The following is a 16,865-nucleotide window of genomic DNA, read 5'->3' as shown; positions in this document are numbered from 1 at the left end:
TCAAAATGAAAATCCATGATAAAAATCATATTTTCTACAAGCAATAAAAAGACCGGCTTTATCACTCAAACCGGTCTTTGATGCTATTTATTGTTAAACAAGCCTTTCTTCTGCAAGAAACCAAAAATAATCAAATGAACAATCCACGCCGAAATTATCGCCACAAATAAATCGATTGGATAATGCATTCCAAGGCGTACGCGGCTAATCAACATTAATACGCCCCAAATGGTCATCGCACCAATAAGCAATTCTGCTTTAAAAGAACGCTTCCCTAATAATTGGCTAAATCCAACGGCTAACATAAGCCAAGTAGCGGCAAAAATAGAATGACCAGATGGGAAAGAATAACCGGTTTCATCTTCATAATGGGCTTTTAGCCATGCTGGCGTATCGGCTTGGGTCGAATAAAATTTATCCACTAATTTCGCACGTTCTGAACGATCTTGATGATAAAAGGCATCCGTAGTACTTTCTGTTTTTTCCGCTAAATAGACGGTAAAAGGACGTGGCTCGGCAAAAACCGTTTTTAAACCTGTTTTAATTACTTGTGTGGATAATACCGACAGCCCCATTACAATCACGCCCATAATCCATTGTTTACGATTTTCAAAAAGAAAACGGAAAAGTAAAGCAAATACACCACAGGTAATTAAAGCGTAAGGTACGCTACCAGTTTCGGTTAAAAGATAAAGCCAATAATCCCATTCCATTAATTGGTTGTTTCCATGCCAATGATAAGCAAAACCCCAAACAAAAAATGGTACAAGACAAAGGAATAACGTATATAATGACAGCCTTTTAAACATTGTTGCCTCTTGATAATAAAAATAAAGTGCATATTTTAGCAGAATAAAGTTGAAAAAAGGATAAGTTATGTCAAAAATCCAATTGGTTGCCCAAGCCAATTTGCCTACCGAATATGGCATATTTAAAATGGTCGGATTTGAATTTCCCGATACCAAAAAAGAACATGTCGCGTTAGTGATGGGTGATATTTCAAACCCAGATGAGCCAGTGCTCGCCCGCATTCATTCTGAATGCTTAACGGGTGATGCATTACACAGTTTAAAATGCGATTGTGGTTTCCAGCTTGCCGCCGCATTACGTCAAATTAGCGAAGCGGGTCGAGGTGTGTTGATCTATCATCGTGAAGAAGGCCGTGGCATTGGTCTAATTAATAAAATTCGTGCTTATTCATTACAAGATCAAGGCATGGATACTATTGAAGCCAACCTTGCATTAGGTTTTAAAGCCGATGAACGTAACTTTAATGTGTGTGCCGATATGTTTGAATTATTAGGTGTGAAGCAAGTTCGCTTGATGACAAACAACCCGCAAAAAGTAGAAACGATGAAAAAAGCGGGCATTAATATTGTAGAACGCGTACCATTAAATGTAGGTGAAAACCGTTACAATACGAAATATCTTGATACTAAAGCGAAAAAAATGGGCCATTATATTGTGCATAATAATGAAGAACATTTAATGACTTGCCCACATTGCCAAGAAGAAGTGATTTAACAAAAAAGCCATACAACTGTATGGCTTTTCTTTTATCAAAACAATTATTGATTAACGCCCCAATGACGAGTGTCTTTATCAAATTTCATGCCCGAATGGGATCCTTCCGAACCATTAAAATAAACGTCTTTATTTGCGCAAGCTGAAATTACTAATGCACCAAGAACAATAAGAATTAATTTTTTCATTGTGTTTACCTTTTTTAAAACTAAGTTGCCAAAATTGTATCATAATTCTCTCCGTATTTTCCTGCTTAAATTAGTCCTTTTCTTGCAAAATTTATCTTTGACTTCTACAATACCGCCTCATTTTTAACTTGTAGTTCGCAAACCTCCTACATAAAAAAACTAGGTATCCTATGAATATTTCAAATCCTAATCACAATCGTAAAGCCCTTGTGATCTTCTCAGGTGGACAAGATTCCACAACCTGTTTAATTCAAGCCATTGCTGAATATGGCGTGGAAAATGTGGAAACGGTCACCTTTCAATACGGTCAACGTCACGCTATCGAATTAGAAAAAGCCTGTTGGATCGCTCAGGATCTCGGTGTGAAACAAACGTTGATTGATACATCCGTCATCAAATCCATTACCCATAATGCCTTAATGGATGCCAATGCGGATATTGAGCAAAAAGATGGTGAATTACCGAATACTTTTGTGGATGGCCGCAACGCACTCTTCTTATTGTATGCCGCGATCTATGCTAAAAGACAAGGTATCAATGACATTATCACGGGTGTATGTGAAACAGATTTCAGTGGCTATCCGGATTGTCGTGATGTGTTTATCAAATCCATGAATGTCACCCTTAATTTAGCCATGGATTATCCGTTCAATTTAAAAACACCGTTAATGTATCTTACCAAAGCACAAACGTGGGCATTAGCCGATGAATTAGGTGCGTTAGATTATATTCGTCAGCACACTCATACTTGCTACGAAGGTGTTGAGGGAGGATGTCGAGAATGTCCAAGCTGTAAATTGAGAGATAAAGGCTTACAGGAATATTTAGCCACAAAAGCAAAAGCTTAGTATCGAGATAATTTAACCCATAACAGATTTAATAGGTTCAAATGAATCCAAAGTGCGGTCAAAATTCACATCAAATTTTGACCGCATTTTTACTTGATATAGTATCCTTCTCTTTTCTCATCTTTGATTTTATAAACGCGTCATTTTTTGATAAAATCACGCTAATTTTTTATAAATAAGTAACTAATTTTAAAAATGACTACAAATTATTCTGCTCAAGAAATTACGGTTCTAAAAGATCTCGAACCGGTGCAAATTCGCCCCGGCATGTACACGGACACGACTCGTCCAAATCATCTTGCACAAGAAGTTATTGATAACAGTGTGGACGAAGCCCTTGCGGGTTTTGCCACCAAAGTTGAAGTGATTTTACATGCGGATCAATCGCTTGAAGTCATTGATAATGGACGCGGGATGCCTGTGGATATTCACCCAACTGAAGGGGTTTCAGGTGTCGAAGTAATCTTAACCAAACTTCATGCTGGCGGTAAGTTCTCAAATAAAAACTATGAATTTGCCGGTGGTTTACACGGGGTAGGGATTTCTGTCGTCAATGCCCTTTCTGAACGCGTTGATATTCAAGTTAAACGTAACGGCGAAGTATATAAAATTGCCTTTGAAAATGGCGTAAAAGTAGAAGAATTAGAAGTCATCGGGACTTGTGGCAGACGTACAACCGGTACCACCGTCCACTTCAAACCAAACCCAAAATATTTTGATAGCAAGAATTTTTCTGTCAGCCGTTTACGCCACTTATTGCGTGCGAAAGCCGTGCTTTGTTCAGGCTTAGAGATTAAATTTGTCGATAAAGTGAATAACACCGAAGATGTATGGTGTTATCAAGATGGTTTATCCGATTACTTAACCGAAGCAGTGAATGGTTTTGAAACCTTGCCTGAAAAACCTTTTGTCGGTGAATTTAAAGGCTCCACCGAAGCGGTAAGCTGGGCATTATTATGGTTGCCGGAAGGTGGTGAGCTTATTGCAGAAAGCTATGTAAACTTGATTCCAACAGTACAAGGCGGAACACACGTAAATGGTCTTCGCCAAGGTTTGCTCAATGCCATGACTGAATATTGCGAATTCCGCAATAAATTACCACGTGGCGTGAAATTAACGGCAGACGATATTTGGGATCGCTGTGCTTATATTCTTTCACTGAAAATGCAAGATGCTCAATTTGCCGGCCAAACCAAAGAACGTTTATCTTCCCGTCAAAGTGCGGTCTTTGTTGCGGGTGTTTTAAAAGATGCCTTCAGTTTATGGTTGAATCAAAACGTACAGGATGCAGATCGCTTAGCTGAAATGGCGATCAGTTCTGCACAACGTCGTCTGAATGCAGCCAAAAAAGTTGTACGTAAAAAATTAGTGAGTGGTCCTGCTCTACCGGGTAAATTAGCCGATTGTGCATCACAAAATTTAGAAAAAACCGAATTATTCTTGGTAGAAGGTGACTCTGCGGGCGGATCGGCCAAACAGGCGCGAGATCGTGAATATCAAGCGATCCTACCTTTACGCGGAAAAATCTTAAATACTTGGGAAGTAGCCAGTGATCAAGTGCTTGGCTCAACGGAAATTCATGATATTGCTGTGGCGCTTGGTATCGATCCTGATAATGAAGACTTATCTCAACTTCGTTACGGTAAAGTCTGTATTTTAGCCGATGCGGACTCTGATGGTTTGCATATTGCCACCCTACTCTGTGCACTCTTTTTACGTCATTTCCCGAAATTGGTTCAAGATGGGCACGTTTATGTGGCAATGCCACCACTCTATCGTATCGACTTAGGTAAAGAAGTCTTTTATGCCTTAGATGAAAACGAAAAAGAAGCGATTTTAGAACGCTTAAAAGGTAAAAAAGGCACCTTAAACGTACAACGCTTCAAAGGTTTGGGTGAAATGGATCCGTCACAATTACGTGAAACCACCATGGATCCTAATACACGCCGTTTAGTTCAATTAACCTATGAGCTAGGTGAAGATCAAGGGGCAGAAACATTAGAATTAATGGATATGTTACTCGCCAAAAAACGAGCGGAAGATCGCAAAAATTGGTTGCAAACCAATGGAGATCAAGTGGATTTAGCTGTTTAATTATTTGAGGTTAATCATGAACGAACAACGTCGAGATTTTTTTAAGAATAGTGCACTAGGCCTAGCAACAATTACATTAGGTGCAGGTTTAAGCCTGATTCCTTCTGCTAAAGCAGAGGAAAAGCCCTCTAATACGGCAACCACTGCGGTTGAAAAATTACCTGAAATTGAAGCTGAACTGACGCTTGCGCCAAATGTACCAAAACCGATTGAACGTAACTATCCAGCAAAAGTCGTGGTAAAACTGACCGCACTTGAGCAAATTATGGATTTGATGGATGGTGTGCAATTTAAATTCTGGACATTAAACGGTAGCGTGCCTGCCCCATTCATTCGTGTACGCGAAGGCGATATGGTAGAAGTCCAACTTTCCAATTCAGCGAGTTCAATGATGCCGCACAGTATCGATTTCCATGCTGCCGCTGTGCCAATGGGCGGCGCTATCGCAAGTGAAACCCCACCAACACGTACATCAACCTTCCAATTTAGAGCGTTACGTTCTGGCATTTATTTGTACCACTGCGGCAGTCAACCTGTGGACATTCACCTTGCCAAGGGGATGTATGGTTTAGTTTTGGTTGAGCCGAAAGAAGGTTTACCAAAAGTGGATCGCGAATTTTACATTATGCAAAGTGAATTCTATACCAAAGGCGAGTTTGGCGATCCTGGCTTGCAACCATTCAGTATGCAAAAAGCCATTGATGAGCGCCCTGAATATGTGCTCTTTAACGGTAAAGTCGGCGCAACTATGGATGGTAATGCCTTAAAAGCGAAAACCGGTGAAACCATTCGTCTATTCGTAGGAAATGCAGGGCCTAATTTATGTTCTTCTTTCCACTTAATTGGTGCAGTATTTGACAATGTATATGTAGAAGGCGGCACACTTGTTAATCACAATGTTCAAACAACCTTGATTCCATCTGGCAGTGCCACTATGGTAGAAACTCGAATTGATGTGCCGGGTACTTATGTCTTTATGGATCATTCCATTTTCCGCGCAGTAAACAAAGGTACAATGGGACATATTGTGGTTGAAGGCGAAAAAAATCCGAATATTTATTCCGGCAAATTAAAAGATGAAGCCTTTAAAGAAGCCAATCCACAAAAACCGCAACCTGTTCCTTACGAAATTGACAGTCATAAAGGAATGGATATGGGACATTCTCCTCACGAACATTCCGATGGGAATTCCGGTGCAACAAGAAAATAGATTAGAAGAATATGAGCAATATTAACTACGAAGGCATCGAGCAGATGCCACTTCGCACCTTTACAGAAAAGGCTTATCTTAATTATTCAATGTACGTCATCATGGATCGTGCATTGCCTTTTATTGGAGATGGCTTAAAGCCCGTTCAACGTCGCATTGTCTATGCGATGTCTGAACTGGGTTTAAATGCTGCAGCAAAATTTAAAAAATCCGCACGTACCGTCGGTGATGTATTAGGTAAATTCCATCCGCATGGTGACTCAGCCTGTTATGAAGCCATGGTATTAATGGCTCAGCCCTTTTCTTACCGCTATCCTTTGGTTGATGGCCAAGGAAACTGGGGGGCGCCAGATGATCCTAAATCATTCGCGGCAATGCGTTATACAGAATCTCGCTTGTCCAAAATCTCTGAAATTCTATTATCTGAATTAGGGCAAGGCACTGTTGATTTCCAACCAAACTTTGATGGCACCTTAGAAGAACCACAATATTTGCCTGCACGTTTGCCTCATATTCTGTTGAATGGCACCACCGGGATTGCCGTTGGTATGGCAACCGATATTCCACCACACAATATTAATGAAGTGGCAGATGCCGCTGTCCTGTTATTAGATAATCCAAAAGCAGGATTAGATGATGTACTCAATATCATTCAAGGCCCGGATTTCCCAACTGAAGCGGAAATTATTTCCCCTAAAGATGATATTCGCAAAATGTATGAAACCGGTCGTGGTTCTATCAAAATGCGGGCAACATGGCATAAAGAAGACGGTGAAATCATCATTAGTGCACTTCCTCATCAATCTTCACCATCAAAAATCATTGCGCAAATTGCTGAGCAAATGACAGCAAAAAAATTGCCAATGGTGGAAGATATTCGTGATGAAGCGGATTATGAAAATCCTGTGCGTATCGTGCTTGTGCCACGTTCAAATCGTGTTGACACGGATGCCTTGATGGCGCATTTATTTGCAACGACAGATCTCGAAAAAAGCTATCGTGTGAATATGAATATGATCGGGCTTGATCATAAACCAGCCGTGAAAGGCTTACTTCAAATCCTCACTGAATGGCTGACATTTCGTCGTACTACCGTAACACGTCGTTTACAGCATCGTTTAGATAAAGTACTCGCTCGTTTGCACATTTTAGATGGTTTGATGATTGCCTTCCTCAATATTGATGAAGTGATTGAGATTATTCGTACTGAAGATGAACCAAAACAAGTTTTAATGGCTCGTTTTAACTTAAGTGATGAACAGGCTGAAGCCATTTTAAACTTACGTTTGCGCCATTTAGCCAAATTAGAAGAACATCAATTACAAGCTGAAAAAGATAAACTCGAAGAAGAGCGGGCAAATTTAGAGTTAATTTTAGGATCTGAGCGTCGCTTAAATACCTTGATCAAAAAAGAAATTCAAGAAGACGCGAAAAAATACGCCAGTCCTAGAATGTCTCAATTAGTTGAACGTGAAGAAGCGAAAGCGATTTCTGAAAGTGAAATGACTCCAGCTGAACCGGTTACTGTCATCTTATCTGAAATGGGCTGGGTTCGTTGTGCGAAGGGTCATGACATTGATCCAGCAGGATTAAGCTACAAAGCAGGCGATAAATATCTGGCGCACGCTTGTGGTAAAAGCAATCAACCCGTAATCTTTATTGATAGTACTGGTCGTAGCTATGCTTTAGATCCATTAAGCTTGCCTTCTGCGCGTTCCCAAGGTGAACCACTCACCGGTAAACTTACATTACCGGCAGGTGCGACGATTGAAAAGGTTATTATGGAACCTGAAAAACAAGAATTATTGATGGCATCAGATGCAGGATACGGTTTTATTTGCAAATTTGAAGATTTAATTGCACGTAATAAAGCGGGAAAAGCCTTGATTTCTTTGCCAGAAAATGCGAAAGTCTTGAAACCTGAGACACTTTCCGAGTCGGCCTCACTTCTTGTGTCCCTCACTTCAGCGGGTCGAATGCTGATTTTTCCGGTACGGGATTTACCGGCATTATCAAAAGGGAAAGGCAACAAAATCATCAGTATTCCAGCAGCGAATGCAAAAGCGCGGTCAGAATTATTGGTGAAATTGTTCTTAATTTCAGAGCAAGCCAGCCTTGAGTTCCATTCCGGTAAACGAAAAATCACATTAAAACCGGAAGATCTGCAAAAATTCCGTGCGGAACGCGGCAGAAAAGGCTCCCAGTTACCACGAGGATTACATAGTAATGTTGACATTGTGGTGGTTGAACCTGAACACAACTCATAAGAATTCTCGAAACCAAACTAAATAGGAGGATATTTCGTGAATATTGTTTTTGATACCTATCAAACACTTGCTTTAGCAAGTTTTGTATTATTACTCGGTTTTTTTCTAGTAAAACGCATTCGGGTTTTACAAACATTCAATATCCCAGAGCCTGTCGTTGGCGGCTTTATTGTGGCTATTGCATTAACGGTTTTATATAAAGTAAATGGCACTTCATTCACTTTTGAGAAAAGCTTACAAACATCGATGATGTTGGTATTCTTCTCCTCTATCGGTTTAAGTGCAAACTTTGCTCGCTTAATTAAAGGCGGAAAACCATTAGTTATCTTCCTATTGGCAGCGGGAATACTCATTGTTTGCCAAAATGTCATCGGTATTTTAGGTACTCAATTATTAGGTATTGATCCTGCTTATGGTCTACTGGCCGGTTCAGTTACCCTAACCGGTGGTCATGGTACAGGTGCGGCATGGGCAGAAACTTTCACTAAAGAATTTAATCTACCGGCTGCAACAGAAATCGCCATGGCATGTGCCACATTCGGTTTAGTCTTTGGTGGTATCTTAGGTGGTCCAGTATCTCGTTATTTATTAAATCATCAAAAACAAGGTGAAAACCCGGAGAATGATGAAGTAGATGACGTACAAGAAGCATTTGAGCACCCAACTTACAAACGTAAAATTAATGCGCGCTCAATCATTGAAACCATCGCAATGCTTTCTTTATGTTTACTCATCGGTCAATACTTAGATGGCTTAACAAAAGGTACACACATTCAATTACCAACATTCGTATGGTGTTTATTTACAGGTGTAATCATTCGTAACAGCTTAACCCACTTATTCAAATTCCAAGTGGCTGATTCAGCGATTGACGTATTAGGTAGCGTAGGTTTATCTATCTTCTTAGCGATTGCTTTGATGTCTCTCAAACTTTGGGAATTAGCAGGTCTTGCAACAGATGTATTAGTTATCTTAGCAGTTCAAGTTGTCTTCATGGCTTTCTTCGCTATCTACGTCACATACCGTATGATGGGTAAAGATTATGATGCTATTGTATTAAGTGCGGGTCACTGTGGTTTCGGTCTCGGTGCAACACCAACAGCCGTAGCTAACATGCAAGCGATTACCAGTCGTTTCGGACCATCTCACAAAGCGTTCTTAATCGTACCAATGGTAGGGGCATTCTTTATCGACTTATTAAACGCCGGTATCTTAAAAATGTTCTTAAGCGTTGTTGAAGCGCTTCACTAATCAAACGTAGAAAAAAAGGCTGACATTTTGTCAGCCTTTTTATTTACTCTCTACTCAGTAGCGTCTTCACTAAATCCATTACAAATTCTAGCCGCGCTTTGTTTTCTGGAAGTGCTTTTACAAACTTAAATTTTAGTGGACCATCAAAGCGATAAACAATTGGATTTTGTTGAATTAATTTGATGAATTTTTCTGGATCAACTTTTGCTGAAGGTGAGAATTCAATAAAGCCCCCTTGAGCCCCAGCATCGATTTTCAGTACTTTTAATGGTTTCACCATTAAACGCATCTCTGCAATTTGTAAAAGATTTTTAGTTGCTTCAGGTAATAGGCCAAAGCGATCGATTAATTCAACTTTTAATTCATCTAACTCTTGCTTACTTTCTGCTGCAGCAATGCGTTTATAGAACGATAAACGCATATTCACATCACCAAGATAGTCATCTGGCAATAAAGCTGGAACACGTAACTCAATTTCAGCTTGTTGATGTGTAATCTCTTCTAATGAAGGTTCTCTGCCCTCTTTTAAGGCTTTAACTGCTGCATCAAGCAATTCCATATAAAGTGAAAAACCGATGCTCTCAATTTGCCCACTTTGTTCATTCCCTAATAATTCACCTGCACCGCGAATTTCTAAATCGTGCGTCGCAAGGATGAAACCTGCACCTAAGTTATCTAAACTTTCTAATGCCTCTAAACGACGTTTCGCATCTTTCGTCATTAATTTCGGCGGAGGTGTAAGCAAATACGCATAAGCTTGATGATGGGAACGCCCTACTCGACCACGCAACTGGTGAAGCTGAGCTAAACCAAAATTATCTGCACGTTCAATAATAATCGTATTTGCCGTTGGTACGTCAATTCCTGTTTCAATGATGGTGGAACAAACTAATACGTTATAACGTTGATGATAAAAATCACTCATCACGCGTTCAAGCTCACGCTCTCGCATTTGACCATGACCAATCACGACACGAGCTTCCGGTACAAGTGCGGTCAGTTTTTCGGCCGTATTTTCAATACTTGCCACATCATTATGCAAATAATAAACTTGTCCACCACGTAAAATCTCACGCAGGATGGCTTCACGAATAATTAAATCATCTTTCTGGCGAACAAATGTTTTGATACTCACTCGGCGAGCCGGTGGCGTCGCAATAATAGAAAGATCACGAATACCATTCATCGCCATATTCAAAGTACGAGGAATTGGTGTTGCAGTAAGCGTTAAAATATCAATATTCGCTCGAAGTTGTTTAATTTTCTCTTTTTGTCCCACTCCAAAGCGATGTTCTTCATCAATGATGAGTAAGCCAAGATCAGAAAACTTCACATCAGATTGAATCAATTTATGGGTTCCAATCAGAATATCGACTTTTCCTTCAGCTAAATTTTCTAAGATTTGTTTTTGTTCTTTGACTGTTTTAAAGCGAGAAAGCACTTCCACATTAATCGGAAGATTAGCAAAACGATCTTTAAAATTCTCGTAATGCTGTTGAGCTAACAAAGTTGTTGGAACCAATACGGCGACTTGTTTATGGTTCATGACCGCCAAAAATGCGGCGCGCATCGCCACTTCAGTCTTCCCAAAGCCCACATCACCACAAACCAAACGATCCATCGCCTTGGGTTGGCACATATCCGAAATGACGGCATTAATCGCCATAGCTTGATCGTGCGTTTCCTCAAAAGAGAAAGTTGCAGCGAATTGTTGGAATTCCTCACGATCATATTTAAATTCAAAGCCTTTTTTCACTTCTCGTTGGGCATATACATCAAGTAATTCAGCGGCCACATCACGAATTTTTTCTGCGGCTTTTTGACGCGTTTTCGCCCACGATTCATTACCTAATTTATGTAATGGTGCGGTTTCATCTGAGCCACCTACATAGCGACTAATTAAATGAAGAGAACCAACAGGCACATAAAGTTTGGATTCATTCGCATAATTAATCAGCAAATATTCTGCTTTTAAGCCCCCAGTATCGAGTGTTACTAAGCCACCATAACGTCCAACACCATGATCTAAATGTACAACAGGCTGCCCAATTTTTAACTCAGCTAGATTACGCACTAAGGTATCTGGATTCACCGCTTTACGCTTATCACGCTGACGTTGCTGTACTCGCTCGCCTAAAATTTCATGTTCAGTAATAACGGCGAGTTTAGCCTCATCAAGAATAAAACCTTGCTCAAGACGACTTACCCACAGATTAAACTTGTCTTGATTGGCTTCAGATAAGGTTTTAATCTGTTTAGGCTTAATTTTTAATGGTGAAAGTAAATCCAGTAAAGTTTCGCGTCGTCCTTCGGTTTCAACTGAAAATAAAACATTTCCTTTAAAATTCTCAATAAACTGACGAAGTTGCGATAATGGTTCTTTTTGCTGTGATTGAATGGTCACGGCTGGTAATGCAGACACCGCTAAATTTTTCTGACGGACAGATGAGCGCACTTTTTCTGCTTTAAAATTAATTTTAGGATAATTTTTTAATGCATAATTTACCGCATCAATGCTTAGCCACAAACGTTCTGGCGGCAAAAGAGGGCGCATTGGATCAACTTTGCGATGCTCATAACGCTGTTTAGCATCAAGATAAAAACGTTCTCCTTGTGCTTGATTTGTTTCCATATCCACAAACAACGTTTTTTCGGGTAAGTAATCGAACAATGTTGCCATTTCATCAAAGAATAACGGCTGCCAATATTCAATTCCTGAGATTAGTGTACCTTTACTGATTTGCTGATAAATATGTTCTGGATCGCGACGAATTTCGCCAAAAGTTTCTCTAAATTGTGTGCGGAAAAACTCAATACCTTTCTCATCAGTTGGAAATTCGTGTGCAGGTAATAAATTAATAGATTGAATTTCATCTAACGTTCGCTGCGTATCGACATCAAAAGTACGAATCGAATCAATTTCATCATCAAAAAAATCTAAGCGAAATGGAACCGCACTTCCCATTGGGAAAAGATCTAAAAGTGATCCGCGCACAGCATATTCACCATGTTCTAGTACTTGCTCTACGGAACGATATCCTGCTGACTCTAATTGTAATCGCAATTTTTCAATGACAAGACGGTCACCTTTTTTAATCAGAAGGACATTGTGCTGTAGATATTTCGGCGGGCAAACACGTTGCATTAATGTGCTAATCGGTAAAACAAAGATACCTTTTTTAGTATTTTGCAAATGAAATAGTGCACTTAAACGAGAAGAAATAATTTCTTGATGAGGAGAAAAAGAATCATAGGGCAACGTTTCCCAATCAGGAAAAAACTGAACGGGCTGAGAAGTTAAATCCGGTAAAACTTGTGATAAACGAACCGCACTTTTGGTATCCGGTGTCACAACCACAGTCAATCCATCGTATTGTTCTGCAATTTCACTGACAGCAAGCGCATCAACACCTGTTAATACGTTGCCAAGAATTTTATGGTCATTTGGCTGAGTTGGAATATCAACATTAAAATAGGTTGTTTTCATAAGTGCGGTCAATTTTTATCTCATTTTTGCGTGAATAGCTGATTAGTTTAGCAAATTCACTCTACTTTTCAATATTTGTCTGTATAAAAAAACAGGGTTTAGTTAACCCTGTTTTCTTTTATTTTTTGAGTGGTTCTAGTGGTTTCTCTTTTTTTACCTTACCATCATCATCAAATTCAATGCGTGGCATACAACCTCGACAACTGCCTTTATCTAAACCTAGTTCACTGCAAAATTTATTGTACTCATCTACCGCTTTACGGAACCAACCTTTTTTTTCTTGTTCGCTCATCTTGCCTCCTTTTTTAATTTTTGTGTAATTTCCGAACGTAATAATTTTAACCCATTTTTTTTATTATAGGGTATCTGTTTTGTGATGAAATAATCTCTCATTAAAGGGCAATCTTTTTCATCTAAATTCATTAAAAATCGACGAATTGCCGGCAAAGCGGAAGCTAAAGTGCGGTGAAAATAAGCGAAGTTTTTTAGGCTTAACCAATCTTCATCAAGCAATTCCCAATCTACTGATGTAGTATTAAATTCCTGAGCAAGTGGATGGAAAGACAAAGGCATATTCCGTTGAAAAGATTGCTTTGCTTCTCTTTCTAATTCAATCCCTTGTGCAGAAAGCCCTCTTAGAGCAATAGCTGAATAACAACCACTACTCGCCTCTAAATGCTCGCCTAAATGAACAAGAGAAAAACCACATTCCAGCCAAAATTGAGCCAGTTCTTTTGTATAACCGAAACTCACTGATAAATAATCCACATTGGCATTTTGCGTGATGTATTCAATAAGCTTTGTACCAATACCATGCTGCTGCCACATAGGCTGAATAGCAATTCTCGAAATGCGTAAAGAATGTAATGTACAAGCCTTTTGTAGCTGAGAATGAAAACAAAGTGCTTGCGGGACGAGATTGCCTTTAGGACGTCTAGTACCTAGCTGAATGGCTTCTATAAGCGATGAATCTTCAATCCTGCCTTCTTTTAATGCCCAAACTGCACCTAGTAAATTTCGCTCACTTTCAGCGGTAAAAAAACACTGTGAATTGGCATCAAATAATCGCCGGAGATCTAATGGTGATGTACGATAATGGGCTAATGTCATCAAGCCATAGAATTTAGACAATGAAGAAAGTATTTTCTCTTGTGAGCGCTCAGTAATTTGGCATATTTTGCTTTTATCGTATGGTGTTTGTTTAAAGTCATCCTCTACATTCAATAATAAAAGCTCATCAATAAATGTCTCTAAAACATCATCTTTAGACCAACGTAGCGGTTCAATAAGCTCAAAATCAGAAAAAGTGCGGTTAATTTTTTGCTTAAATTTAAGCTCAAAGCCTCGTCCTGTTCCCTCATAACTATGAATAGTTGTCGTAAATAAAATATGCTTAAAATGGAGGGAAAAAGCAGTAAGTTGAGCAATCGGCAACATTGCTGCCTCATCAACAAAAAGCCAAGCATTTTCAGAAAAAGAAGGATCATTTTGCAAAACAAGGAAAAGCGCATCTGGTGCAATAAAGATAATCTCTTTTTGTGAAAATTCAGCCAAAATATTGACCGCACTTTTATTTGGAGCTGTAAGGTAAATTTTAGTATCCAGTTGATTCGCTAATAAGCCTGCGAGGGCTGATTTCCCTCTTCCTCGTTTAGCCGTAAGAAAGTAGAGATCTGATTCTTTTTGTAAAATTTGTTCAATAATTTTCTGCTGATCTAAGGTCACATTGTGATTTACAAATAACTGGTGAAAAGTGCGGCCAAACTTTAAATCATTTTGATGATAAAGGACGGGAAAACCATATTTATGAATACAATTCTTAAAATATGCAATAAATCTTGGCGTCGTAATTGCCTCAAGCGAACCTGACCAACGAAGACTATCTTCGTCTATTTGGGAATGAAGTTTCTCCCAATTTGATAGCAAGACAATTAAGGCACCATTCATTTTCAATGTACCGACCGCAATAGCGAGCGCCTCTAAATGGATACCTTTTCGTGCATCAAACAAGATCGTCTCAAACTCTTGCCCAAGAAGATTTTGAATTTTAGAAAACTCATTAATGATCAAGGTATTTGCCGGCAAATTAGACGGCATATTCTCACTGATCAAAATTTGAAAATGACGTGTCATGAATTATTTTTCTAAATATGCTTCTAATTCAGCTACATTTTGAGACCATTCATTACTGAGTTGTTCTATCCATAAAGCAATATCAGATGTCCAATTGGGTAATGACGTGTCTTGAGCCAATTTGGCGATATTCTGAACATTAACAAGCCCCACTGATGCTGCAGCACCTTTTATTTTATGTGCCACATCTGACACCATTTGTTGCATATCTGCGTTTGCAAGATAATCTTCATACGCCGTTTCTAATTCATCTAAATAAATTGGCATCCACTGTTTGAATAACTCCACATTAGCTTTAGCTTGTGATTTTCCAATTAACTCAATAAGTGAAATATTAATACCTTCTTGAACTTGAGGGAGCTCTTCTTCATCAGAGGTAGTCTCGATATCATCTCCTAAGAATGTTTTAAAACACTGACGTAATTCCGTTAGAGAAAGAGGCTTACGCAACACGCCATCCATACCCTGATTTTGATATTCCTCTTCGCTGTGCATAACGTTTGCCGTAAAAGCAATTAAAGGTGGAAGAAAATCATAAATCCCTTCTTCATAGTTTTTACGTAAATAGTATGCAATATCAAAGCCTGACATATCTGGTAACTTAATATCAAGAAAAACAATATCATAAGTATTTTTCTCAAATAATTGGATAGCCTGTTCACCATTCATCGCTACATCAACATAATGCCCTTGCTTTTCAAGAATACTTTTGGCCACAACAACATTCAATTCAACGTCTTCTACTAATAAAATAGACAGATGCTGCATGGCTTTTTCAGCATTACCATCATGAGCCTGAGCTTTTTCTGCAATGATCGTTAAGTAAAAGGTTGAACCTTTGTTCAATTCACTTTCAACTGTTAAATCCCCTTGCATTAATTGAGCTAAATTCTTAGAAATTGCAAGACCGATGCCACTTCCCGCAGAACGATGAATATTATCTTTAACCTGATAGTACATGGTAAAAATCTTATCTAATTCGCAAGGTGCAATACCTGCCCCCGTATCAGTAACACTAAATTGATACTGATTATCTTGCATTTTCTGCACCCTTAGAATAACTTCACCTTTGTCAGTGAATTTGACGGCATTACTAATTAAATTCCAAAGAATTTGACTAAGGCGAGCACGATCGAGGTAAAGCCAATTAGGTAAATTATCATCCAGTTTTAAAGAAAATTTTAGCCCCTTTTGTTCAGCCATCAAGGTGCCAAAATTATAGAAATCATTAAGTAGTGAATGGAAATCGCAAGGCTGAATATTTAATTCAATACGTTTAGAGTCGATCTTATCTAAATCAATAATATCACTAAAAATATGACCTAAACTGACCGCACTTAGATTAATTGTATTGAGGTAATTTTGTTGTTGTTCTGTTAATTTATCATCCAATAGAATTCGACTAAGGCCAATGATCCCATTTAAAGGTGTACGTAACTCATGGCTAATTGTTGCCAGTAAGGTACTTTTATCACGACTATTTTTTTCTAATCGAGCAAGCGTTTTAGAGAGCTCTAAACGGGAACGTTCTAGTCGTTCAACAAGTAGCGTAAAGAAATAAATAACAAAAGGCGCAGTAAATAAACCAAAAGTGATTGAGCGAGCAATGTCACTCCAGTGAATACCATCACTAAGAAGCGTACTTAATAAGATTTGTATACAGATAGCTAAAATCGCAAGAATAGCGATACCAAGTAAAGAGAAACGAACTCGACCTAATCGAATAACCCAATCAACATAACGTTGCGCAAAATATCTAAAGTTTTTCATGGTTTATATTGAGAAATAAAAATTGAGATCATTCTATATAATTTTTAATAAAAATCCATAAACAAAAACCCCAAGCCATTCAGCTCGGGGTTC

The 16,865-nt window shown here is 38.8% G+C and carries 12 protein-coding genes and 1 riboswitch; of the genes, 6 read left to right on the top strand and 6 right to left on the bottom strand.

What is annotated here, in order from left to right:
- Positions 1 to 83 precede the first annotated feature (83 nt).
- A complete protein-coding gene (locus tag HMPREF3279_RS00755) occupies positions 84 to 809 on the bottom strand; it encodes a phosphatase PAP2 family protein (RefSeq protein WP_049365786.1) in 726 nt (241 codons plus the stop codon).
- A 67-nt stretch (positions 810 to 876) separates the two neighbouring features.
- Here HMPREF3279_RS00755 and ribA point away from each other — a divergent pair, with 67 nt between their 5' ends.
- Positions 877 to 1,524 carry a GTP cyclohydrolase II gene (gene ribA / locus HMPREF3279_RS00750; RefSeq protein ID WP_049365785.1) on the top strand — a complete coding sequence of 216 codons (648 nt, stop codon included), beginning with the start codon at positions 877 to 879 and terminating at the stop codon, positions 1,522 to 1,524.
- Between the two features lie 44 nt (positions 1,525 to 1,568).
- Here ribA and HMPREF3279_RS00745 read toward each other — a convergent pair whose 3' ends face one another.
- On the bottom strand, positions 1,569 to 1,712 hold the full coding sequence (locus tag HMPREF3279_RS00745; protein ID WP_070590871.1) for a hypothetical protein: 144 nt from the start codon (positions 1,710 to 1,712) through the stop codon (positions 1,569 to 1,571).
- A gap of 124 nt (positions 1,713 to 1,836) precedes the next feature.
- Positions 1,837 to 1,881, top strand: a riboswitch (PreQ1 riboswitch).
- A gap of 1 nt (position 1,882) precedes the next feature.
- On the opposite strand from HMPREF3279_RS00745, the gene queC reads away from it, so the two are divergent.
- The 5 genes from queC (at position 1,883) to gltS (ending at position 9,382) form a co-directional block, all read left to right on the top strand.
- Positions 1,883 to 2,560 carry a 7-cyano-7-deazaguanine synthase QueC gene (queC, locus tag HMPREF3279_RS00740; RefSeq protein ID WP_070867754.1) on the top strand — a complete coding sequence of 226 codons (678 nt, stop codon included), beginning with the start codon at positions 1,883 to 1,885 and terminating at the stop codon, positions 2,558 to 2,560.
- 195 nt (positions 2,561 to 2,755) lie between these two features.
- Positions 2,756 to 4,654, top strand: a complete 1,899-nt coding sequence (parE, locus tag HMPREF3279_RS00735) for a DNA topoisomerase IV subunit B (protein ID WP_049365783.1) — start codon at positions 2,756 to 2,758, stop codon at positions 4,652 to 4,654.
- A gap of 16 nt (positions 4,655 to 4,670) precedes the next feature.
- Positions 4,671 to 5,864, top strand: coding sequence for a copper-containing nitrite reductase (nirK, locus tag HMPREF3279_RS00730; protein WP_070867753.1), 1,194 nt, complete (start codon positions 4,671 to 4,673; stop codon positions 5,862 to 5,864).
- A gap of 11 nt (positions 5,865 to 5,875) precedes the next feature.
- On the top strand, positions 5,876 to 8,131 hold the full coding sequence (gene parC, locus HMPREF3279_RS00725) for a DNA topoisomerase IV subunit A (protein ID WP_070867752.1): 2,256 nt from the start codon (positions 5,876 to 5,878) through the stop codon (positions 8,129 to 8,131).
- A 36-nt stretch (positions 8,132 to 8,167) separates the two neighbouring features.
- Positions 8,168 to 9,382 (top strand): sodium/glutamate symporter, encoded by a 1,215-nt coding sequence (gene gltS / locus HMPREF3279_RS00720; RefSeq protein ID WP_065244011.1) that lies wholly within the window; start codon positions 8,168 to 8,170, stop codon positions 9,380 to 9,382.
- A gap of 43 nt (positions 9,383 to 9,425) precedes the next feature.
- Here gltS and mfd read toward each other — a convergent pair whose 3' ends face one another.
- The 4 genes from mfd to HMPREF3279_RS00705 all read right to left on the bottom strand — a co-directional run bounded on the left by mfd (position 9,426) and on the right by HMPREF3279_RS00705 (position 16,772).
- Positions 9,426 to 12,869: a transcription-repair coupling factor gene (gene mfd / locus HMPREF3279_RS00715; protein ID WP_070867826.1), complete on the bottom strand. Its 3,444-nt coding sequence runs from the start codon at positions 12,867 to 12,869 to the stop codon at positions 9,426 to 9,428.
- Positions 12,870 to 12,987: 118 nt separating this feature from the next.
- Positions 12,988 to 13,161, bottom strand: coding sequence for a DUF5363 family protein (locus tag HMPREF3279_RS10115; protein ID WP_014065161.1), 174 nt, complete (start codon positions 13,159 to 13,161; stop codon positions 12,988 to 12,990).
- Positions 13,158 to 15,002 carry a tRNA(Met) cytidine acetyltransferase TmcA gene (locus tag HMPREF3279_RS00710; RefSeq protein ID WP_070867751.1) on the bottom strand — a complete coding sequence of 615 codons (1,845 nt, stop codon included), beginning with the start codon at positions 15,000 to 15,002 and terminating at the stop codon, positions 13,158 to 13,160. The genes HMPREF3279_RS10115 and HMPREF3279_RS00710 overlap by 4 nt, the downstream gene beginning before the upstream one ends.
- 3 nt (positions 15,003 to 15,005) lie before the next feature.
- Positions 15,006 to 16,772: an ATP-binding protein gene (locus HMPREF3279_RS00705; protein ID WP_070867750.1), complete on the bottom strand. Its 1,767-nt coding sequence runs from the start codon at positions 16,770 to 16,772 to the stop codon at positions 15,006 to 15,008.
- Between the last annotated feature and the right edge of the window lie 93 nt (positions 16,773 to 16,865).

The organism is Haemophilus sp. HMSC71H05, assembly GCF_001838635.1.
Classification (GTDB): domain Bacteria; phylum Pseudomonadota; class Gammaproteobacteria; order Enterobacterales; family Pasteurellaceae; genus Haemophilus_D; species Haemophilus_D parainfluenzae_R.
The sequence above is the reverse complement of the archived record's forward strand: the minus strand, read 5'-3'. Positions and strand labels throughout refer to the sequence as shown.